Source organism: Clostridium novyi NT, from assembly GCF_000014125.1.
GTDB lineage: Bacteria > Bacillota > Clostridia > Clostridiales > Clostridiaceae > Clostridium_H > Clostridium_H novyi.
This window is the reverse complement of the sequence record NC_008593.1, coordinates 2,514,264-2,536,674: the sequence shown is the minus strand read 5'-3', so window position 1 is coordinate 2,536,674 and position 22,411 is coordinate 2,514,264. Positions and strand designations below refer to the sequence as shown.

The following is a 22,411-nucleotide window of genomic DNA, read 5'->3' as shown; positions in this document are numbered from 1 at the left end:
TAAGTCTTTCAAGAAATTGTTCTTTGAAAATTGCACAGTGATAAAGAAACGAATTAATAAGATTAGAAATAATCTAAACCTAGACACTAATGAAAATTAGTAGATGATGATAGATCAAGCTACAAAGGGCGCACGGTGAATGCCCTGGCACTAGGAGCCGATGAAGGACGCGATAAGCTGCGATAAGCTACATGTAGGCGCACATAGCCTGTGATATGTAGATTTCCGAATGGGGAAACCCATCTAGCTTTGCTAGATACTGTATACTGAATACATAGGTATATGGAGGTACACCTGGGGAACTGAAACATCTAAGTACCCAGAGGAAGAGAAAGAAAATTCGATTCCCTAAGTAGCGGCGAGCGAAAGGGGAAGAGCCCAAACCAGGAACTTGTTCCTGGGGTTGCGGATAGATCACAACGCTTTGATTTCTTTAGTTGAAGAGAGCTGGAAGGCTCCGCCATAGAAGGTAATAGCCCTGTAAGCGAAAAGGAAAGAAAAGTAGATCTACTCCAGAGTACCACGAGACACGTGAAACCTTGTGGGAAGCTGGGAGGACCATCTCCCAAGGCTAAATACTACCTAGTGACCGATAGTGAAGCAGTACCGTGAGGGAAAGGTGAAAAGAACCCCGGGAGGGGAGTGAAATAGAATCTGAAACCGTGTGCCTACAATCGGTCGGAGCACATTAAAGTGTGACGGCGTACTTTTTGTAGAACGGGCCAGCGAGTTACGATGTGCAGCAAGGTTAAGCACTTATGGTGTGGAGCCGAAGGGAAACCGAGTCTGAACAGGGCAACTAGTTGCATATTGTAGACCCGAAACCGGGTGACCTATCCATGGCCAGGATGAAGCGGAAGTAAAATTCCGTGGAGGTCCGAACCACGTTGGCGTTGAAAAGCCATGGGATGAGCTGTGGATAGCGGAGAAATTCCAATCGAACTCGGAGATAGCTGGTTCTCCTCGAAATAGCTTTAGGGCTAGCGTCGGGTAATTAAGTAGTGGAGGTAGAGCACTGAATGGGCTAGGGGCTGACAACAGTTACTGAACCCTATCAAACTCCGAATGCCATATACTTGTACCCCGGCAGTCAGACTACGAATGATAAGATCCGTGGTCAAAAGGGAAACAGCCCAGACCATCAGCTAAGGTCCCAAAGTGTAAGTTAAGTGGGAAAGGATGTGGGATTTCTAAGACAACTAGGATGTTGGCTTAGAAGCAGCCACTCATTTAAAGAGTGCGTAATAGCTCACTAGTCGAGAGATCCTGCGCCGAAGATGTAACGGGGCTCAAACTTACCACCGAAGCTATGGATGTATACTTTGTATACGTGGTAGAGGAGCTTTCTGTACAGGTTGAAGCCATACCGTAAGGAGTGGTGGACAGTACAGAAGTGAGAATGCTGGCATAAGTAGCGAAAAACAAGTGAGAATCTTGTTGACCGAATATCTAAGGTTTCCTGGGGAAGGCTCGTCCTCCCAGGGTTAGTCGGGACCTAAGCCAAGGCCGAAAGGCGTAGGTGATGGACAACTGGTTGATATTCCAGTACCACCATAATGCGTTTGACAAATGGGATGACGCAGGAGGATAGGATGTGCGCACTATTGGATGTGCGTCTAAGCACTTAGGGTGTTAAGTAGGTAAATCCGCTTAACATTAAGCCTGAGGTGTGATGGGGAGTCATTTTTGACGAAGTATCTGATTCCACGCTGCCAAGAAAAGTCTCTATGGAGCAAAATGGTGCCCGTACCGCAAACCGACACAGGTAGATGAGGAGAGAATCCTAAGGTCGTCGGAAGAATTACTGCTAAGGAACTCGGCAAATTGACCCCGTAACTTAGGGAGAAGGGGTGCCTACGAGAGTAGGCCGCAGTGAATAGGCTCAAGCAACTGTTTATCAAAAACACAGGTCTCTGCTAAAGCGTAAGCTGATGTATAGGGGCTGACGCCTGCCCGGTGCTGGAAGGTTAAGGGGAATAGTTAGCGTAAGCGAAGCTATGAACTTAAGCCCCAGTAAACGGCGGCCGTAACTATAACGGTCCTAAGGTAGCGAAATTCCTTGTCGGGTAAGTTCCGACCCGCACGAATGGCGTAATGATTTGAGCACTGTCTCGGCAGTAAATCCGGTGAAATTGTAGTGCAAGTGAAGATGCTTGCTACCCGCGGTTGGACGGAAAGACCCCGTAGAGCTTTACTGTAGCTTAGCATTGAATTTCGGTATTGTCTGTACAGGATAGGTGGGAGACTTAGAAGCCAGGGCGTCAGCTTTGGTGGAGTCATCCTTGGGATACCACCCTGATAGTACTGGAATTCTAACTGGAGGCCATGAATCTGGTCACAGGACATTGCTAGGTGGGCAGTTTGACTGGGGCGGTCGCCTCCTAAAAGGTAACGGAGGCGCCCAAAGGTTCCCTCAGCGCGGTCGGAAATCGCGCGTAGAGTGCAAAGGCAGAAGGGAGCCTGACTGCGACACATACAGGTGGAGCAGGGACGAAAGTCGGGCTTAGTGATCCGGTGGTTCTGTATGGAAGGGCCATCGCTCAACGGATAAAAGCTACCTCGGGGATAACAGGCTGATCTCCCCCAAGAGTCCACATCGACGGGGAGGTTTGGCACCTCGATGTCGGCTCGTCGCATCCTGGGGCTGTAGTCGGTCCCAAGGGTTGGGCTGTTCGCCCATTAAAGCGGCACGCGAGCTGGGTTCAGAACGTCGTGAGACAGTTCGGTCCCTATCCGCCGTGGGCGTAGGAAATTTGAGAGGAGCTGTCCTTAGTACGAGAGGACCGGGATGGACCAACCTCTGGTGCACCAGTTGTTCCGCCAGGAGCACAGCTGGGTAGCTATGTTGGGAAGGGATAAACGCTGAAAGCATCTAAGCGTGAAGCCCACCTCAAGATTAGATTTCCCATAGCGTAAGCTAGTAAGACCCCTGAAAGACTATCAGGTTGATAGGTTGGAGGTGTAAGTACAGTAATGTATTCAGCTGACCAATACTAATAGGTCGAGGGCTTGATCAAATAATTATTATCGCTGTGCAATTTTGAAAGAATAATTCAAAGATTCTTTTAAAATTGTCAACAACAATATAGATTTTATCTGGTGGTAATGGCTTGAAGGTAACACCCGTTCCCATACCGAACACGAAGGTTAAGCTTCAAAGCGCCGATGGTACTGCACTGGAGACGGTGTGGAAGAGTAGGTCGTCGCCAGGTAATGGATCTTTAGCTCAGTTGGTTAGAGCAACCGGCTCATAACCGGTAGGTCCGGGGTTCGAGTCCCTGAAGGTCCACCATTTGGGGGTATAGCTCAGTTGGGAGAGCACCTGCCTTGCACGCAGGGGGTCAAGAGTTCGAATCTCTTTATCTCCACCAAATTAAAAGAGTAGTCAAATATGACTACTCTTTTTTCGTTTGTTCAAATTTATTTAAGTATAGTATAATTTAATTAAGTATATTATAAGGAAGGCAAATATATTATGATTCAGAGAGTAAAACAATTTTATATGGCTATTACATGTAAAATAACTGATGAGGATAAAAAATTTATAGAAACATATTTAAATAAAAATGAAAAAGAAGTGTTTTATAAACTATCAGTAAGTGAGCAATGCCACTGTGTTAGAGTTGCAAAAGATATTAAGAATTGTATGTCTAATAAAACTAATCATTTAAAATATCAACTTTCTAAAGAAGAACTAATTAAAGTTGCATTGCTTCATGACATAGGAAAAATAAACTGTAATTTAAATGTCTTTGAAAAATCTATACTTGTGTTATTAAATAAATTTACAAAAGGAAAATTAAAAAAATTTAATAATATAAAAAAAGTAGATGTTTATTATAATCACGGCATTATGGGAAAAAACATCTTAAATAAAATGCAATATAGTGAAAGATTTTTGTATTTAGTTAAAAACCACCATAATAATGATATAATAGAAGATATGGAATTAGATATGATAAAAAAATGTGACGATAGAAATTAAGGTGGTGAAATAAGTGGATTCAGAAAAAAGAAGACAACACATAAAGGAAATGCTAAATAATAATATTGAGCCTAAAAAAGGTCAAGACATTGCGAGTGAGCTTGGTGTAACAAGGCAAGTTATAGTAAAGGATATAGCAATATTAAGAGCTACAGGTATGAATATAATAGCAACTCCCCAAGGATATGTTATACCTAAATCTCAAAATAATACTATAGAAAAGATAATTGCAGTACATCATGAAAGAGAAGATATAGATGAAGAGATGCAATGTATTGTAAAGTATGGTGGCATTATAAAAGACGTTATTGTGGAACATCCATTCTATGGAGAAATAAAGGCTATGATGATGGTTAAAAACCTATATGATGTTCAAAAGTTTATAAAAAATCTAAATAGCAATAAGGCACAACCTTTATTAGCACTTACTAAAGGAGTTCATTTACATACAATTGAAGTTGATAAAAAAGAAAATATGGATAAAATCATTGAGGAATTGAGTAGCAAGGGGTTTATAATTAAATAACAAGAGGAGGAATTGAATGAGAAAGAACAAGGTACTTATTGGATTATTTTTTTGTATTGCATTAACAGTAATTTTTTTAAAAAAAATTGTTAATGTAATAATTAATATTAAATGGTTTAGGGAAGTTGGATACTTATCTGTATATTTAAAAAGATTTACTTCTGTAATTTCACTATTTATATTAGTATTTTTAATATGTTTTGTAGCTATTAAAACTTATTGTAGAAGTATAAAGAAAAATTTAAGTAAAAATGAATCTTTTATAGATGTGGATATAGAGTCAAAATCTAAAGGGAAAAAGATTATTAATGCTTTAACTTTAATTATATCTTTATTTATAGCTTTAAATTTTTCATTAGGATATTGGGATAAGATATTAGAGTTTATGAATAGTTCTAAGTTTAATGTGAAAGATCCTATTTTCAATATGGATATATCATTTTTTATATTTAAACTGCCATTAATAGAATCAATTTATAACAGTCTATTATCATTATTAATACTTTTAGCTGTTATTACTGTTATTGTATATATGTTTTTAAATATTAAAGATAGGGTTACTTTAGGACACAAAATAGACAGAAATTTTATAAATATCAATAATTTTAAAAGTGGAATCACTAAATTTGCAGGAAAACAACTAGCTATCTTAGGTGCCTTACTTTTATTATGTATATCAGTAGGATATTTAATAAAGGCTTGGAATTTGTCATATTCCCCAAGAGGGGTTGCCTTTGGGGCAAGTTATACTGACACTAAGATAACATTAAAATTTTATATAGCAATATCTATAGTATCTATAATTTCATCCATAATTGTAGCCTTTAGTATATTAAAATCAAAAGTTAAACCAATTATTTCATGTGTTATTTTAATAGCTGTACTGGTAATTTCAGAAAGAGTAGTATCTGGTGCGTGGCAAATGTTAGTTGTTAAATCTAATGAAAGACGTCTTGAAACACCTTTTATAGAATATAACATGAAGTACACTAAAAAGGCTTTTGGAATTGCAAACGTAAAGGAACAGCTATACCCATTAACTAATGTTCTTAATAAGAAATCTTTAGAGAATAATAAAGAAACAATAAACAATATAAAAATAAATTCAGTTGGTCAGGCCTTAGAATTTTATAATCAAGTTGAAAGTAAGAAGAATTATTATATCTTTAATGACATTGATATAGATAGATATAAGATAAATGGAAAATATAATCAAGTGTTTATAGCTCCTAGAGAAATAGATTATGAAAAGCTACAAGAGAAGGCAAATACATGGCAAAATAAGCATTTAACATATACTCATGGATATGGGGTTGTTATGAGCAAGGTTAATTCTGTAACAGCTGAGGGAAAACCTGATTTTGTAATAAAAGATATGCCGCTTGTAAATACCTCTGGAGTTGAAATAAAGGACCCTAGAATTTATTATGGTGAAAAAACTAATGAATATGCAATAGTAAACACTAAATTAAATGAAATGGATTATTTAAAAGATAGTGGAGAAAATGCAACAAAAAATTATGATGGAGATTCAGGAATAAAAATGTCTTTTATTAATAGAATATTATTTGCTATTAATAAGGGGGATATGAAGTTCTTATTATCAAGCGACATAACAAGTGATAGCAGAATTTTAATGAATAGAAACATAGTAAATAGAGTTAAAAAAATAGCTCCATTTTTAAAGTATGATAATAATCCTTATATAGTTATAAATAACGGGAAATTATATTGGGTAATAGATGCTTATACTGTATCAAATGCATATCCTTTCTCAGAACCTATAGGAGATATTAATTACATGAGAAATTCTGTTAAAGTAATAATTGATGCAGTAAATGGAACAACTAATTTTTATATTATAGATAAAAACGACCCTATTATATCTACTTATTCTAAAATATTTCCTGGGTTATTTAAAAATGAAAGCGAAATAAAAGAAGGATTTAGAGAACATTTTAAATATCCACAAGATTATTTTGCTATTCAGTGTAAAGCTATGGAAAGATACCATGTTAAAAATTCAGGCACATTTTTCTCAGGACAAAACGTATGGGATGTTGCAAAGACACAGAAAGATATAGATGGAAAAAAATCAGTAAATGAAGCATCTTATTTAATTATGAAATTACCTGGTGAAAAGAATGAAGAGATGATTTTACTTCAATACTTTAATCAATATCAAAGGGAAAATATGATAGCTTTATTTGGAGCTAGAATGGATAATTCCAACTATGGAAACCTAGTATTATATAAATTCCCAACAACTAAGAGTGAAACTGTAAATAGCCCTATTTTGTTTAAGCAAAAGATTAAGCAAGACACTACAATATCAAAGGAACTTTCACTTTGGGATGCTAAAGGTTCTCAGGTTCAATTTGGGGATACAATGATAATACCTATTGATAATTCTCTTCTTTATGTAGAACCTCTTTATTTAAGAGCAGATTCAGAGAGAAGTATTCCAGAGATGAAAAGGGTAATTGTAGCTTACGGAGATAAGTTAATTCTAGCAGAAAATATAGAAAAGGCACTATCACAGTTATTTGATTATGATAAAAAAAATGATGCTAAAGAAGAGGTAATTTTAAATAAAAAAGAGAGCGTTCCAGATGAGTTAAAAGACGCTAAAGAATTATATGAAAAAGCTATTGAAGCACAGAAACAGGGAAACTGGGCAGAATATGGAGAAAATATAAAGCGACTTGGTGATATTTTAAACAAATTAAACCATCCAAAATAAGTAAAAACAAAGAAAAATATAGTAGATACAAGGAAAAAGTATACGGTTATATACATAAACCGTATACTTTTTATGCGTTTAAGAAACAATTTATAGAAAAATTTTTGGTCTAATGTTAAAATTATATTAAAGAAGGTTTTAGAAAGGAAATCGATATGAAAACTAAAAATTGTTTATATATTGATAATGAAAAACTGAGATTAAAAAAAACATTTATATTTATAAAAGAAGCTGCAATGGAAACTTTAAATGAAGATGGTAAAATTATAGTAATTACGGATAATTCGTTTTTTTATGAAATTAAAGATGCTTTTGAAGATGAAATGAAGAGTTTAATTGAAAATATATATGCTGGAAATATATTTCTTGAGATGTGCAATAATTATGAAATGTATTCTGAACATTTATTAAACTTGGTTGATAGTATTTACAATGTTGACCAGAACATACTTATTATATGGAATTTAGATAATGTTAAACAAGATAAAGTTGTTAGTAAGTTTAGCAATTTAATGTTACATTTTGAGAATAGGAATATAAGAAATTTAGTATACATAAAAAACAAAAAGTATGATTTTGATACATTTTATAAGTTTTCTAATAGTTTTGATGAAATGGTTATATATAACAATAATAAAGAACTTGTATTTAATAAAAAAGAAGAGTTCTATAAAGCTATAAACTTTATATGTTCTTATAGTGAACTTAAATATCAAAATGAGAATTTACTTTTTTTCAATAATCTTATGACTAATATTCCTATGAATTATCATAAAGATGATTTTCAAGAAAATATAATGAGTAAATTAATAGAACTGTGGAATTTGAGTTTTTGTTGTATGTATGTATCAAGTAGAGAGCATGAAAATCTCATAGCTTTAGAGAATTATTATGGTATTACTAAAGAACATAAGTACTATTTAGTTAATGATGAAGATATAATAGCTTTTCAAATTAATACAAATAATAAAATAAAGAAAATAAAAAGTAGCTTATACATAAATGTAAATGATATAAATAATAAAAATGTTAGAGAAAAATTTTTAAAACTTTCTATTAAGGAAATGATAGGGGTTTATGTTCAATACCATAATTATGTTGAAGGTGTAATTTGGATAGGAAAATATAATAACTCAGAAGGCAGTATAAAAAAAGAGTTAGATTACATAGAATCAATTTGTAAAACAGTATTTTCATTAATGCAAGAACAGACGAAGTTTTTTAATCTTAGAAGTAAGTTTATTGAAAATGAAAAACTTAAAAATATGGGGGAAATGGCAGCAGGCATAGCTCATGATATAAATAATATTTTAACTCCTATTATAGGGTCTGTGGAATTATTAAAAGATAGATATGAAGATGATAAGGTAATTTCTAAACAATTAAAGGTAATAGAAATGTGTACTTATGATGTTACAAATATAATTAGTAAATTAAAGAAGTTAACTGTAAGTTACAACAGTGATGATGTTATAGATGTATTTAATGTGAATGAGGTTATTTTAGATGCCATTGCATTAACTAAGAATAAGTGGTTAAATGAAAGTATACTAGATGGTGTAAAAATTAACATATTTACTAATTTGGATTCAAAAGAAAGAATTCAAGGAAATATAACTGAAATAAGAGAAGTTATTATAAACATAATAAGCAATGCTGTAGATGCAATAAAGAAGGACGGTCAAATCAGAATTTCTACAGTAGATGAGAATGGTTTTGTTGTAATGGAAATAGAGGACAATGGTATAGGAATAAATGAAGGTATAGAAAAAAGAATATTCCAGCCATTCTTCACAACTAAAGGGAAAAAAGGTTCGGGTCTAGGACTTAGTATTGCACATAAAATAATACAATCTATTGGTGGGAATATTAGTTGTAAAAGTGCTGAAAACAAGGGTACTAAGTTTATAATAAAAATGCCTATATGTAATATAAAGAAGATAGAAGAAAACAAGGTTTCTAAAAAAGTTTGTGATAGTTTTTCTAAGAATGTACTTGTAATTGATGATAATAAAGATGTACGTAACGTTTTATTTCAAATAATAAAATCTGTTACACAGTGTAAGGTTAGAACTTGTGATGTTAATAGTCTTCAAGATGTTGAAATGGAACTCGCTAGAAGAAAATACGATATTGTTATTTGTGATTTTTCTATGCCAAACATAAATGGACTTGAGGTTGCAAGGAAAGTAAAGGAACTTGATAAAAATATATATTTTTGTTTAATGACTGGGTGGATAGGCAATTTGAATGAGGAAAAAATGATTTTTGTTGATGAAATTTTAAGTAAACCACTTACAAGAGACGTAATTGAAAACTTATTTATTAGGTATGAAAATACATATTCACTTAGTTAGTTTCTTTTGCTTAGGAGGAATATTTATGGATTATGATGTACTTATTTTAGGTGGAGGGCTAATTGGTTGTGCTGTTGCCTATGAACTATCAAAGTATAGTTTAAATATAGCACTTATTGAAAAAGATTATGATATAGCTGATGATGTGGCTCTAGTAAACTCATCAATTATTTTTGATGGTATACAAACTAAAGATAACATAATGTCTAAGCTTGAATATATGGGAATGAATATGATTAAGGATTTAGCTAAGAAATTTGATATTCCCTATAAAAGTGTAGGTTCTCTTATAATCGCTAAAAACGAAAAAGAAGAAAAAGAAGTAAATGAAATTTATAATAAGGCAATAGAAAATGGAATTCCTAATATTCATATGTTACAAAAGGATGAAATAAAAAAGCTTGAACCAAATTTAAATATAAATGCTACAAAGGCTGTATATTCTAAAAACACAGGAGTTATATGTCCATATGATCTTGCTATAGCTTATGGAGAAATAGCTTTTGATAATGGAGTATCTTTTAAGTTAGAAGAGATAGTTGAAGATATAAAGCCTACAAATAAAGGATTTAAAGTCGTTACAAATAAAAATAAATTTACATGTAGAATGGTTATAAACACTACTCCGGAGGATTATAATTTTGATGAGTTTTCGGAGAAGAAATGCAAGCATAAAGGGTATTTAAAGTACTTCTTAATAGAAGGAACTCCGGATAGTAAGCTTAATAATATAATTTTTACTAGAAGGGGAGGAAGTAATGAAATAATTCACACTTACCCTACAGTGCAAGGCAATTATATAGTTTCAGTAAATACAGAGAATAATATTACTTATAGTGAATGTTATAATATTGTTAGTAAACTTATAAAAAATATAAAGCCTGTTGATGTTAACACTTTTTATAATTCACATTTTTATAATGACCTTATAATGATTGATGATAGTTTGGTTGATAAGGGATATATAAAAATTTCAGGGAAAAATTATGCGGAAGTTACTATGACCGCTTCAATTTCAAGAATAATTTGCGAGACTGTAGAGAATAATCTAAAATGTAAGTTAAAGAAAGACTTTAATGATAAAGTTAGAGAAACTTATAAATTTAAAGATATGACAAATGGAGAAAGAAATAATTTAATAAAAGTAGATAAAAACTATGGTAAAATTATATGTGCATGTAACATGGTAACTGAAGGTGAGATTGTGGATGCTATAAGAAGACCTTTAGGTGCTAGAACTGTTGAAGGAATAAAAAGAAGGACGGGTGCAGGAGCAGGTACATGTAATGGTGCTCATTGTTTAAATAAAATAGTATCAATTTTAGCTAGAGAAACTAACAAAAGCATGACTGATATAGTTAAGGATTCAAAAAATTCTAAGATATTATTAAACAGAATAAAAGAGTTTGATGATATGTAATAGGTTGGTGTTAATAGTGTGTGTGGCTAAAAAAATATTTACTTCTGTAGTAAGAATAAAAGGTTCAAAACGTAATGTTGTTCCAGTGAGAAGTAGCGCTCCAATAAGTAAAGATCTTTTAATTGAATGTTCAAAGGCATTAAGTAGAATACACGTTGGAGTACCAATAAAATCTGGAGATATTATATGCAGAAATATTTTAAATACTGGTGTTGATATAATTTGCACAAGAAGCATATGTAGTTAGATTTTTATAAAAAGTCTTTTTATGTAAATAATTTATTGACATTTACAAATATTATACTTATAATTAATTAAAAATTGATATTTAAACCATTGAAGAGAATAGTAGCAATATATTTTAGTTTTAGAGAGTGAATGGGTGGTGCAAATTCATACTAAAAGTTTTGTGAATCCAACTCTGAGGGATTGTGATAAACAATACGGTAAAACCGTTAATATTTAAAGTGGGTTTATTTATAAACCAATTAGGGTGGCAACGCGGAGTCCTTTCGTCCCTACATTAATGTGTAGAGAAGGGCTCCTTTTTTGTGTCATTATATATAATAATACTAGATTTAATGAGGAGGAAATTCATATATGTTAGATTTAAAAAGAATAAGAAACAATCCAGAAGAAATCAAACAAATAATGCAAAACAGAGGAGAAGATTTTGATAATAAATTAATTGATGATGTTGTTGCATTAGATGAAAGAAGAAGACAAATATTAGTTGAGGTTGAACAATTAAAGAGTAAAAGAAATAGCGAATCATCTCAAATTGGTAAGCTTAAAAAAGAAGGAAAAGATACAAGTGCTATAATGGCAGATATGAAAAAGCTTTCTGATGACATTAAAGCATTTGATGTAGAGCTTAATGAAGTAGATGAAAAAATAAAATATATAATGCTTAGAATTCCAAACATTCCAAACCCAAATGTACCAGATGGAGAAACTGATGAAGACAATATAGAAATTAGAAAATGGGGAGAACCAACAAAATTTGATTTTGAATCAAAGGCTCACTGGGATATTGGAACAGACCTTGATATTCTTGATTTCGAAAGAGGCGGAAAAATAGCTGGTTCAAGATTTACAGTTTATAAAGGATTAGGTGCAAGACTTGAAAGAGCTATTATAAACTACTTCTTAGATATGCACACAATAGATCATGGATATACAGAAATACTTCCACCATACATGGTAAATAGAGATAGTATGACTGGTACAGGACAACTTCCTAAATTTGAAGAAGATGCATTTAAAGTAGAAAACAACGGATACTTTTTAATTCCTACAGCTGAAGTTCCTGTAACAAACATGTATAGAAATGAAATATTAAATGGAGATGACCTTCCAATAAAACACGCTGCATATAGTGCATGCTTTAGAGCTGAAGCAGGTTCTGCAGGAAGAGATACAAGAGGACTTGTACGTCAACATCAATTTAACAAAGTTGAACTTGTTAAGTTTGTTAAACCAGAACAATCATATGATGAACTTGAAAAATTAACAAATGACGCAGAAGATGTATTAAAGGGACTTGGATTACCTTATAGAGTAGTTAGAATATGTAAAGGTGATTTAGGATTTACAGCAGCTCTTAAATACGATATAGAAGTTTGGATGCCAAGTTACAATAGATATGTAGAAATATCAAGTTGTAGTAACTTTGAAGATTTCCAAGCAAGACGTGCAAATATAAGATATAAAGAAAATGGAAAAGGAAAACCAGAATTTATTCATACTTTAAATGGATCTGGTGTTGCAATAGGAAGAACTGTTGCTGCTATCCTTGAAAATTATCAAAATGAAGATGGAACAGTAACAATTCCTGAAGCTTTAAGACCTTATATGAGAAATTTAGACGTTATAAAATAAATTTTTAAAAAGTAGTTGACAGTGTGACGATATGTTGTTATAATATATATCGTCGCAGCATGGAGAGATGGTCGAGTTGGTTTAAGGCACCGGTCTTGAAAACCGGCGTGCGTGAAAGCGCACCTAGGGTTCGAATCCCTATCTCTCCGCCATTAAAAAAATAATAAGAAGTTATTGACAAACTTGTATATATATATTATAATATACAAGGAAATACGGAGAGATGGTCGAGTTGGTTTAAGGCACCGGTCTTGAAAACCGGCGTACGTGAGAGCGTACCTAGGGTTCGAATCCCTATCTCTCCGCCATTAATTTTATTACAATGTAGGACTTGGAGAAATACTCAAGAGGCCGAAGAGGCGCCCCTGCTAAGGGCGTAGGTCGGGTAACCGGCGCGAGGGTTCAAATCCCTCTTTCTCCGCCATAACACTCAATATCATATTGAGTGTTTTTTAATGGTGTATAATTCCCATGCAGCATAGGGGCTATAGGTGCATAAACTTAATCTGCAGTAATAGTTTAATGTTTGATTTTTGGTAGTTCCTATGTTAAAATATATATAGATATGCGTGAGTAGCTCAGTTGGATAGAGTAGCTGGCTACGAACCAGTTGGTCGGGGGTTCAAATCCTCTCTCACGCACCACAAGCTCAGTAATCACAATGGTTACTGGGTTTTTTATTTTATATATTAGTGAATTTTACCCCGTTTTTTACCCCTTATAGCTTTTACATATAAAAAAAAGAGGGTTATTTTACCCCCACATTAACGTATAAAGTATCTAGTTTACTTACAGCCTTTTCTTTTAAACTATCCAATACATGAGTATAAGTGTCTAAAGTAATAGAAATATTACTATGTCCTAGTAAGGTCTGAACTGTCTTGGCTTCTTCTCCTAATTCGAATAATCGTGTAGCATATGTGTGCCTTAAATCATGGAATTTCCTATCATTAAGGTTATTATCATTTAATATCTTCTTAAATTTTTTAAGCACATTTCCACTATCCAAATACTTGCCAAATTTATTGCAGAAAATAAGTGTGTTATCTTCATATAAATTAGCTAGTTTTAATTTTAAAGTCTTTTGTAATAATTTATGTTGTTTTAATTTGTCTATTAAATGTACTGGTATAGGCACAAGTCTTATGCTATTACTAGTCTTAGGTGTCTGAATAATATTTTCATATTTTCCTGTAGATATATTCCTTATACTCTTAAATGATTTATTTACGCTTATATGCCTAGTATCTAAATCTATATCATTCCATGTTAATGCAAATAACTCTCCTTGTCTTAACCCAGTATCAAGAGCAGTGAGGAATAACATTTCTAATTCATGCCCTTTAATAGCTTCGATAAATTTAAGTTGTTCTTCTAAAGTAAATGGCTTCACATCACTAGACTTTTTCAACTTGGTATCTTCCTTATCCTTAGGAATTATTATAGCTCTAGAAAAATCCTTCATGATCCTATTACTATCATAAGCGTATCTAATAGATGGAGCTATAAGCTTATGTAAGTTTTTTATACTGGAGATACTTTTCCCTCTAGTAACTAACACATTGTAATAGTTTTGTATATCAGATGGGTTAAGTTCTTTTAATTTAATATCATATATTATACTATCTTCTATGTAGTTTCTAAATATACTATCATATCTTTCAATAGTTGAAGGCTTCTTATTTATCATGTGAGTGTTATATAGCCAGTCCTTAAAGAAAGCTCCAAAGTATTCTTTGTTATTAGTAATGTTATTATCAAGTTCTTTTATTATCATCTTTATTTTGCTATCAAGTTCTTTAACTGTTTTGGCGTATATGTCCTTAGGCTTTTTTAAATTTTTATGTCTTAAGCGATAAAAATAATATTCTTTATTATTTACTGTCTTTTTTCTATAAGTTGTTTTAGCCATAGGTATAACTCCTTTCTTTTTTTTATTTTTGCAAAAACATCTGTACTATCTGTACTATCTGTACTAATCAAGTAATATCAATGGTTTGAAGGCAGTACAGATACAGTACACATCAGTACACAATCTGTACTGTTTTATATATCTCTATTAGAATTAGTGTCATTATTGTATAATATTAACATATTTGTCAAAAAATCATGGAGCATTTTCCCATTCATTATGTTTATCAAACTTTCATCTGTTGAGTTTTGTCTCCAATTTATAAAAAGATAATCAAGTAAATATTTAAAACAATTTAAGGCTTTTTCTGAATCATCATTAGGAACAAATTTAAAATTCTTTAATATATTTTCAGCTTTTTCAATAGCCTTCAAACTTTCTTCATCATTAAATGTTAATCTATATACTGGTATTCCAAGGGCATCAGCTATTTTTTCTAAAACTTGCATTGTCGGTTGTCTGTGACCCTTTTCATATCTTTGAATTGTGTTAGTGGCTAAATGTGTTTTTTCAGCCAATTCGCTTTGTGTTAATCCCTTTTCCTTTCTATACTTTCTAATATTTTCACCAACGTTCATACTTTTCCCTCCTAATGTTATTTAAGTATATTATACACCAATATGAACTAAAATACACCTAAATGGGTTAAAAAAATATATTGACTTATAACCTAAATGGGTGTATTATGTTTTTTAGACAACCAAATGGTTGTGAGTCAATATCATTTATCATGAGTGATATTAAACTAAGTCATATCTTAAGCCAAAATTGGTTTTACTCAATTCTAAGAATAAAAAAATAGGAGGTAATTGCATGGGAAATAATGACTCAATATTAATAAGCCCAACACAGGGTATGAAGGTTTTAGGAGTAGGCAGAAATATGATGTATGGTGATTTGTTAAAAAGAAAAGATTTTCCTTGCATAAGAATAGGGAAAAAACATTTTATAAATCGTGAGCTACTGCAAGAGTGGGCAAATAAACAATGTAACAAAAAGTAGGTGATTATATGGGAAACGAGTTTAATATAATGAAAAACTTATTTCCAAGAGTTCCATTGGTTAATTATTCAAAGATTCCAATTATACCATGGAAAGATGAAAATAACTGGGTAAATAATATTGACGCAGTTCAATCTTTAGGAAGTATATATAAAAAAGAGATAAACGGAGAAACAAAAGGTGGACAACTTACTGGATATTCTCTTTTATGTGGTAAGACTAGCAATATTATTGTAATAGATATTGATGTTAACCATGGGGATAGCTCTATTGATGGAATTCAAAATTTTAAGGAATTTATTAAAGAGTTCTCAAATGAAGATAAAAAAAGGATACTTAATACATTTGTTGTTATAACTCCAAGGGGTGGAATGCATTTATATTTTAAGTATAAAGAAGGATTAAAGAATAAGGCTAATTATATTCCTGGTGTTGATGTAAGAACTGATGGAGGTTTAATTGTACTTCCAGGTAGTCAAGTGAAAGTTGATGGAGAAATATTAGAATATAAGGCAAATGGAAAAGATATTCAATATATGCCACAGGTGTTGTTTGATAAATTATTAAAGTTAGACAAACCTTCTCAGAAAAAAGAAACTTCAAAGAAGATACAAAAAGATTTTAAGGCTGACAAATATTATAAACCAGTTAAAGAAGGAGAAGGACGTGACAATACCTTAATTAGTTGGTTAGGATATATGATTAAAAATAATCCTAATATGAGAACTAAAGAAGCATTACTACCACAGGCAGTTATGTATAACAGATGTTGGTTTGAACCACCATTATCGTTTGAAATAGTGGAGAAAAAGATTGAAAGTGTTATTAAATATGCTCTTCCATCTTATTGTGATGAAAAAGGACATATTAATAACTGGGCATTGGTTCAATACATAATTAAAGAACAACCAAGTTATACAAAGGGGAATCTATGGTTCATATATGATACTGAAAAAGGATTTTATAAATATATGGAGCTTAGAGAAGTTCAAAAGATGTATTTTAAATATGCTTTAAATGATAAAGATAAAACCGTTACAAGGTCAAAGAATTTTGCAGAACTATTAATGTTAAACAGTTCAGATGCAAGGGATATACATGACGAGAAAAAATATATTAATTGTCTTAATGGAATCATTGATATAGAAAGTGATGAACTTTTGCCACATGATCCAAAGTATAAAACAGAAATACAATTTCAAGCTAACTATATAAGTGAGTGGAAAGATAAGTTTAATAACTCAGAGTTTAAAAAGTTTTTAGATACTACACTTGATGAAGGTAGCATAACAACACTACAAGAATCGTGGGGATTGATGTTATCACCACATAGCCGAGAAGTTCAGAATTGTTTTATATATAAAGGAGAGGGCAGTAATGGAAAGTCAGCCACCTTTGATATACAGGAGGCTCTTATAAAGGATAATAAATATATTTGTAGCATAGGTCTAGGTGATTTTGGCGAACCCTTTGTAATTTCAATGGCAGAGGGAAAACACGTTAATATAGTTCGTGATGATGAACTTAGTGGAAAAACGGTTAATAAGTTTTTTAAGTCTATGGTATGTGGAGAGCCAATTCTAGTAAATAGAAAAAATAAGGATTTAGTTAGGTTAGGTTTCAATATGACTATGTTCTTTGGATTAAATAGATTACCAAGTGCAGCAGATAAGTCTACAGGGTTTTTTAGAAGACCTATTATCATTCCTTTTAATGTTTCTTTTGGTACTGAAAAAGAAGTTAAAGAGGGTACTAGAGATAAATTAAAAGATACTCAATTAGCTGACAGAATTATTCAAAATGAGTTAGATTTAGTTTTTATGTGGGCTTATGAAGGATTAAAAAGGGTTAAATCTAATAAGTGGAAAGTTACAGTAAGTGAATCATCAGAGCAAGAAATGGAAGAGTATAGGCAAGAAGTAGACAGCTCGTATGCATTCTTTAAAGAAAAGTTAAAAATTGAGCCTAAGAGTGGAGAAAAGATATTAAAGGATAATGTATATAACAGATACCTTCAATGGTGTTCTGAGAGCGATATAACACCTATGAATAAGGTACAATTTGGAAGGCAGTTTAAGAGTTTTGGGGTTAAAGAAAAGGTTAGTAACAGTAGAAGGTATTGGATAGATATATGTTTTATAGATTTAGAAGAAGTACAAGACGGGAAATATCCATTTAAATAAAAAAAAGTCCATTCCGACAGGAACGAACTAAACTAAAAAACCTACAAGTTTAGTTTAACCTTTTGGAGTGAAAAAAACAAGAGGAGAATGTAAAAAATGAACAAAAAAATAAAGAATATAGTTAATAAGACAATAGAGAATGAATTTCATCATGTAACAGGTAAAATTGATGAATTAAATAAATTTGAGGATTATAAAGAACTTGATTATAAAAATGGGGAAATTCAAAACAAAGTCTTTGAAGTAATTCCAGAACAATACCACGATTTAATAAATGAGCTTATAGAATCATTTACCTTATTAAGTGGAACAGAGTCAAAATTTGCATTTAAAAAGGGAGTCATAGCTGCATTAACAAATTTAAAGTATTTAGAAGAGATAGGGGAAGAAATAATATTAATATAGGAGTGTGATGTAATGGTTAGTTTATATAAATATACAGATAAGGAGTTAAAAGAAATCCTTGATAGTATGGTTGTGCTTATAGATACAAGGGAGCAACAAAATTCACATATTATTAGTTATTTAGAAAAGCAGAAAATAAAGTACAAAATATTAAAACTGGACCATGGAGATTATACATTTTATATTCCTAAAAATATAGAATTGGGAATACATAGAGACTTATATTTTAATGACATTGTAACTATTGAGCGTAAGGGTTCACTTGAAGAATTAAGCAATAATTTTACTGTTGGCAGAGCTAATATTGAGGAAGAGTTTACAAGGAAGAAAGGAAAAATGTATTTGATGATTGAAGATGCCAACTACGATAGCATTGTAAAACATCTTTATAATACTAAATACAACCCTAAAAGCTTTGTGGCAACTCTAAAGACGTTTGAGGCTAGATATAATATAAACACTTGTTTCATAAGTAAGGTGGGTGCCGGGAATTGGATATACTATACGTTCCTGTACCATTTAAGAGAATTTTTAAAACAAGGATTATTCTAAAATAAAGGGGAGATAAAAATGGAGAATGTAGAGAATCAACAAGTTGAAGAAGTTCAACAAGAAATTGATTATAAGGCAGAATATGAAAGAATGATAGCTGAAAGAGAAGAATCAAAATTGAATAGTTTAATAAATGATTTTAATGCCCAATTAAATGATACTTTTACAGATGAATTTTTAAAAATGGTAACTGAAGATTTAAAGACAAAGGATTATGATAGTGCTGAAAAAACAATAAATTTAATCAAGGAAGCATCAGACTTAAAAAATCATAAAACTAAGTTAAGGATTGTGCCTAATAGATTAAATGATGGGGAAGCTTTAGAACCTAACGAAGAAAGAAAAACATTTCAAGATATTATATTGATGGAAAGGAAGAATAGATAATGAGTGGACAAGTATTAAAGGCTGATAAAGATTTTATAATGAATAATTTAATGGGGACTATACCAACAGAAATAGCAAATGACGTTATAAAGGGAATAGTTAAAGAATCAACTGCATTTAGAATATGTAAGCATATACCAATGCAAAGCAATAAGAAAACACTTCAATTATTAACTGATACGGGAACTGCTTACTGGACAGAAGAATCGGAAAGGATAGGAACTTCGGTAATGAATTGGGAATATCCAAAGTTACAGGCTAAAAAATTGGCAGTAATAGTTCCAACAACAAAAGAAAAAATAAAGGATTCAGTTATAAATGTAATGAGTGAAATAAAAGATGGTATAAAAGATGCTTTTACTAGAGCAATAGATTCTGCAATCTTATTTGGAACCAAGAGTCCATTTGATACAAATATATATGATGCAGCTAAAAGTAATAATGTAAAACAAACTGGAAAAATAGATTTAGATATATCAAATGCTATGGCGTTAGTAGAAAATAGTGATATATCAGTAAATGCAATTATAACGCATAATGGAATAAAGAACTCATTAAGAACTTTAAGAGATAGTAATGGTAATGCTTTAATTATTCCAGGTGGATTAAGTGGAACACAAATATATCAAACTCCTATTTATATACCAAGTACAAAATCATTTGATAAAGAAAAGGCTACATTTTTGATAGGAAACTTTGATAATGCACTTATAGGTACTAGAGAAGATATGGAGTATGAGGTTTTAACGGAAGCTACATTATTTGATGAAAAGGGTGTCCCGGTCTTGAACCTAGCTCAAAATGATATGTTAGCCATAAAAGTTACTATGAGATTTGGATTTAATGTAATAACAAATAAAGCATTTTCATGTATAACAGCTAAATAAACCAAAAGGTTTAAGGGGGTCGTCATAAAACCGACTCCTTTTTCAATATAAAAAAATATAGAAAGGAAAATTTTATGTTAACAGATAAACAGAAGTTATTTTGTAAAAATTATTTAAAGACAGGCAATGCCACAGAGGCATATATGAGGGCTTATAAATGCACTTCTAAAACTGCAAATAGTAATGGGAGTAAGTTGTTAAGCAATGATAAAATCAAAGCTTATATTGATGAAATAGAGCGTACTGGTGGCTATGAAGAAGCTACTGAGAAAGAAATAAGACAGTTTTTTACTGAAACTATGAGGGATAAAAAAGCACCTTTACATTTAAGAATGAAATCGGCTGAAATATTAGGTAAAAACTTTGGGTTAACGGTTGAGCAAAAACCACAAAAGACCCAAGTTATAAGAGTTGTTGAGGGTGGTGACATTATAAATGAGTAAAGAAATAGTAATAAAAGATTATATAAATATGATATTGCCAGTATACAGACCATATTTTAAAGATTATTCAACTAGGATAAATGTATTTTATGGTGGAGCTGGAAGCGGTAAAAGTAAATTTGTAGTTCAAAAGATGTTATATAAGTTATTAAATGAAAAAAGAAAATGTTTAGTAACTAGAAAAGTAGGGTCTACAATTAGAGAGAGTATATTTCAGGAATTTAAAACCTTAATAGGTGATTTAGGTATTTATAATCAATGCAATATTAATAAAACAGATATGACTATAGAATTACCCAATGGTAGTACGTTTATTTTTAAAGGATTAGACGATAGTGAAAAAATAAAGTCCATAAGTGATATAAGTGATATTGTCATAGAAGAGGCTACCGAGCTTACATTATTAGATTTTACACAACTAAACTTAAGAATGAGAACTAAACAAAAGAATCAACAAATACATCTAATGTTTAATCCAGTAAACAAGGTTAATTGGGTATATAAAACTTTTTTTGAACAAAAGTATGATGGAGCTTTAATTGTAAAAACAACTTACAAAAACAACCCATATTTACCCAAGGATTATGTAAAGGAGATAAAACAGTTAAAAGAAACTAATTATACTTTGTATAAAATATATGCAGAAGGAGAATTTTCGTCATTAGACAAGAGAATATTTACTAATTGGCAGCCTTTAGATTTTGATATATTAGATATTAAATATGAAAAAGTTAAGAATAAGCTCAAAGAAATGGGGATTGATGATAATATATTAAAATATGTATCAAGTCCTATATTTCAAAAATTACTTAAGGAAAGGGAGTGCTATTTTGGTTTAGATTTTGGCTATACTAATGATCCTAGTGCATTTATAGCTTTTATGGTAGATAAAAAAACAAAAGAAATATGGGTATTTGATGAATTTTACTTGAGTGGATTAACTAATGAAGATATTTTTAAGGAGATAAAGTATAAGGGATATAGTAAGGAAATAATAACGGCAGATAGTTCGGAACCTAAGAGCATAGAGGAGTTAAAAAGATTGGGGTTAACAAGAATTAAGGCTGCAAAAAAGGGAAAGGATAGTATTTTGAATGGAATTCAGTATTTGCAGAGTTATAAAATTTATATTCATCCAAAATGTAAGAATACTATTATGGAATTTGAAAACTATACATGGCAGAAAGATAAGAAGACAGGAGAGTATATTAATAGACCTATAGACAAATATAATCATCTTATAGATGCTTTTAGATATGGAATCGAACAAGCTAAACGAAATAAATGGTTAGTATAAAGTACAGATAAGTACACATCAGTACAGATAGTACAGATAGTACAGTACAGATGAAAAATGTGTACTAATCCACTTATATCAAGGGTTTGAGGGGATTTAAGTACACATCAGTACACATTGATAAGTACAGATAAAAAATGTGTACTAAGCTAGTAATACCAACGGTTTCAAGGAAAAACAGTACAGATAGTACAGATGTTTTTGCAAAACTCAACTTTTTTATGATATTATTATTTTAGGTGCTTTTTTTTCGGGACAATTAATGTCCCATATAATATAAAATTGATGCTATTCTTGCTAGATTATTTTTAAAGGTTGAGATGAGCGAGAGAAAATAAAAAAATTAAAATATTAAAAATTTACCCCCTTTTTTACCCCTTATAGTTTAAACTTAATAGGGAATAAACGGTTCTAATTAAAAAATAGAAGTG

Annotated in this window: 17 protein-coding genes, 6 tRNA genes, 2 rRNA genes and 1 other annotated feature; of the genes, 23 read left to right on the top strand and 2 right to left on the bottom strand. The window is 31.4% G+C overall.

What is annotated here, in order from left to right:
- Positions 1 to 112: 112 nt before the first annotated feature.
- The 15 genes from NT01CX_RS11875 (at position 113) to NT01CX_RS11805 (ending at position 13,556) form a co-directional block, all read left to right on the top strand.
- Positions 113 to 3,017, top strand: a 23S ribosomal RNA gene (locus NT01CX_RS11875).
- A gap of 78 nt (positions 3,018 to 3,095) precedes the next feature.
- Positions 3,096 to 3,212 (top strand): 5S ribosomal RNA (gene rrf, locus NT01CX_RS11870).
- Between the two features lie 3 nt (positions 3,213 to 3,215).
- A tRNA-Ile gene (locus NT01CX_RS11865) sits at positions 3,216 to 3,292 on the top strand.
- Between the two features lie 3 nt (positions 3,293 to 3,295).
- A tRNA-Ala gene (locus NT01CX_RS11860) sits at positions 3,296 to 3,371 on the top strand.
- Positions 3,372 to 3,475: 104 nt separating this feature from the next.
- The gene (locus tag NT01CX_RS11855) at positions 3,476 to 3,985 is read left to right on the top strand and encodes an HDIG domain-containing metalloprotein (RefSeq protein WP_011723262.1); all 510 of its coding nucleotides are present in this window, start codon (positions 3,476 to 3,478) and stop codon (positions 3,983 to 3,985) included.
- 13 nt (positions 3,986 to 3,998) lie between these two features.
- Positions 3,999 to 4,511, top strand: a complete 513-nt coding sequence (locus NT01CX_RS11850) for a transcription repressor NadR (protein WP_011723261.1) — start codon at positions 3,999 to 4,001, stop codon at positions 4,509 to 4,511.
- A 16-nt stretch (positions 4,512 to 4,527) separates the two neighbouring features.
- Complete coding sequence (locus tag NT01CX_RS11845; RefSeq protein WP_011723260.1) at positions 4,528 to 7,254, top strand: UPF0182 family protein; 2,727 nt, start codon at positions 4,528 to 4,530, stop codon at positions 7,252 to 7,254.
- A gap of 155 nt (positions 7,255 to 7,409) precedes the next feature.
- Positions 7,410 to 9,611: an ATP-binding response regulator gene (locus tag NT01CX_RS11840; protein ID WP_080504863.1), complete on the top strand. Its 2,202-nt coding sequence runs from the start codon at positions 7,410 to 7,412 to the stop codon at positions 9,609 to 9,611.
- Positions 9,612 to 9,636: 25 nt separating this feature from the next.
- Positions 9,637 to 11,031: an NAD(P)/FAD-dependent oxidoreductase gene (locus NT01CX_RS11835; protein ID WP_011723258.1), complete on the top strand. Its 1,395-nt coding sequence runs from the start codon at positions 9,637 to 9,639 to the stop codon at positions 11,029 to 11,031.
- Positions 11,021 to 11,278, top strand: a complete 258-nt coding sequence (locus NT01CX_RS11830) for a DUF1667 domain-containing protein (RefSeq protein ID WP_011723257.1) — start codon at positions 11,021 to 11,023, stop codon at positions 11,276 to 11,278. Before NT01CX_RS11835 ends, NT01CX_RS11830 begins: the two co-directional genes overlap by 11 nt.
- An 80-nt stretch (positions 11,279 to 11,358) precedes the next feature.
- Positions 11,359 to 11,554 (top strand) — a binding site (T-box leader).
- 77 nt (positions 11,555 to 11,631) lie between these two features.
- The gene (gene serS, locus NT01CX_RS11825) at positions 11,632 to 12,912 is read left to right on the top strand and encodes a serine--tRNA ligase (RefSeq protein ID WP_011723256.1); all 1,281 of its coding nucleotides are present in this window, start codon (positions 11,632 to 11,634) and stop codon (positions 12,910 to 12,912) included.
- Between the two features lie 61 nt (positions 12,913 to 12,973).
- Positions 12,974 to 13,064: transfer RNA gene (locus tag NT01CX_RS11820), tRNA-Ser, on the top strand.
- A 65-nt stretch (positions 13,065 to 13,129) separates the two neighbouring features.
- A tRNA-Ser gene (locus NT01CX_RS11815) sits at positions 13,130 to 13,220 on the top strand.
- 25 nt (positions 13,221 to 13,245) lie between these two features.
- Positions 13,246 to 13,336: transfer RNA gene (locus NT01CX_RS11810), tRNA-Ser, on the top strand.
- Between the two features lie 143 nt (positions 13,337 to 13,479).
- Positions 13,480 to 13,556 (top strand) — tRNA-Arg (locus NT01CX_RS11805).
- A gap of 104 nt (positions 13,557 to 13,660) precedes the next feature.
- On the opposite strand, the gene NT01CX_RS11800 is transcribed toward NT01CX_RS11805, so the two are convergent.
- Positions 13,661 to 14,824 (bottom strand): tyrosine-type recombinase/integrase, encoded by a 1,164-nt coding sequence (locus NT01CX_RS11800; RefSeq protein WP_011723255.1) that lies wholly within the window; start codon positions 14,822 to 14,824, stop codon positions 13,661 to 13,663.
- Positions 14,825 to 14,958: 134 nt separating this feature from the next.
- A complete protein-coding gene (locus NT01CX_RS11795; RefSeq protein WP_011723253.1) occupies positions 14,959 to 15,402 on the bottom strand; it encodes a helix-turn-helix domain-containing protein in 444 nt (147 codons plus the stop codon).
- 235 nt (positions 15,403 to 15,637) lie between these two features.
- Here NT01CX_RS11795 and NT01CX_RS11790 point away from each other — a divergent pair, with 235 nt between their 5' ends.
- The 8 genes from NT01CX_RS11790 (at position 15,638) to NT01CX_RS11755 (ending at position 21,980) form a co-directional block, all read left to right on the top strand.
- Positions 15,638 to 15,826 (top strand): helix-turn-helix domain-containing protein, encoded by a 189-nt coding sequence (locus tag NT01CX_RS11790; protein WP_039243296.1) that lies wholly within the window; start codon positions 15,638 to 15,640, stop codon positions 15,824 to 15,826.
- Positions 15,827 to 15,834: 8 nt separating this feature from the next.
- Positions 15,835 to 18,009 (top strand): phage/plasmid primase, P4 family, encoded by a 2,175-nt coding sequence (locus tag NT01CX_RS11785; protein WP_011723252.1) that lies wholly within the window; start codon positions 15,835 to 15,837, stop codon positions 18,007 to 18,009.
- 96 nt (positions 18,010 to 18,105) lie between these two features.
- The gene (locus NT01CX_RS11780) at positions 18,106 to 18,414 is read left to right on the top strand and encodes a hypothetical protein (protein WP_011723251.1); all 309 of its coding nucleotides are present in this window, start codon (positions 18,106 to 18,108) and stop codon (positions 18,412 to 18,414) included.
- A 12-nt stretch (positions 18,415 to 18,426) separates the two neighbouring features.
- Positions 18,427 to 18,966: an ERCC4 domain-containing protein gene (locus tag NT01CX_RS11775; RefSeq protein WP_011723250.1), complete on the top strand. Its 540-nt coding sequence runs from the start codon at positions 18,427 to 18,429 to the stop codon at positions 18,964 to 18,966.
- Between the two features lie 18 nt (positions 18,967 to 18,984).
- Positions 18,985 to 19,353 (top strand): hypothetical protein, encoded by a 369-nt coding sequence (locus NT01CX_RS11770; protein WP_011723249.1) that lies wholly within the window; start codon positions 18,985 to 18,987, stop codon positions 19,351 to 19,353.
- Positions 19,353 to 20,240 carry a phage major capsid protein gene (locus tag NT01CX_RS11765; RefSeq protein ID WP_011723248.1) on the top strand — a complete coding sequence of 296 codons (888 nt, stop codon included), beginning with the start codon at positions 19,353 to 19,355 and terminating at the stop codon, positions 20,238 to 20,240. Before NT01CX_RS11770 ends, NT01CX_RS11765 begins: the two co-directional genes overlap by 1 nt.
- A gap of 74 nt (positions 20,241 to 20,314) precedes the next feature.
- Positions 20,315 to 20,683: a terminase small subunit gene (locus NT01CX_RS12010; RefSeq protein WP_011723247.1), complete on the top strand. Its 369-nt coding sequence runs from the start codon at positions 20,315 to 20,317 to the stop codon at positions 20,681 to 20,683.
- Positions 20,676 to 21,980: a PBSX family phage terminase large subunit gene (locus tag NT01CX_RS11755; protein WP_011723246.1), complete on the top strand. Its 1,305-nt coding sequence runs from the start codon at positions 20,676 to 20,678 to the stop codon at positions 21,978 to 21,980. Before NT01CX_RS12010 ends, NT01CX_RS11755 begins: the two co-directional genes overlap by 8 nt.
- Positions 21,981 to 22,411 lie beyond the last annotated feature (431 nt).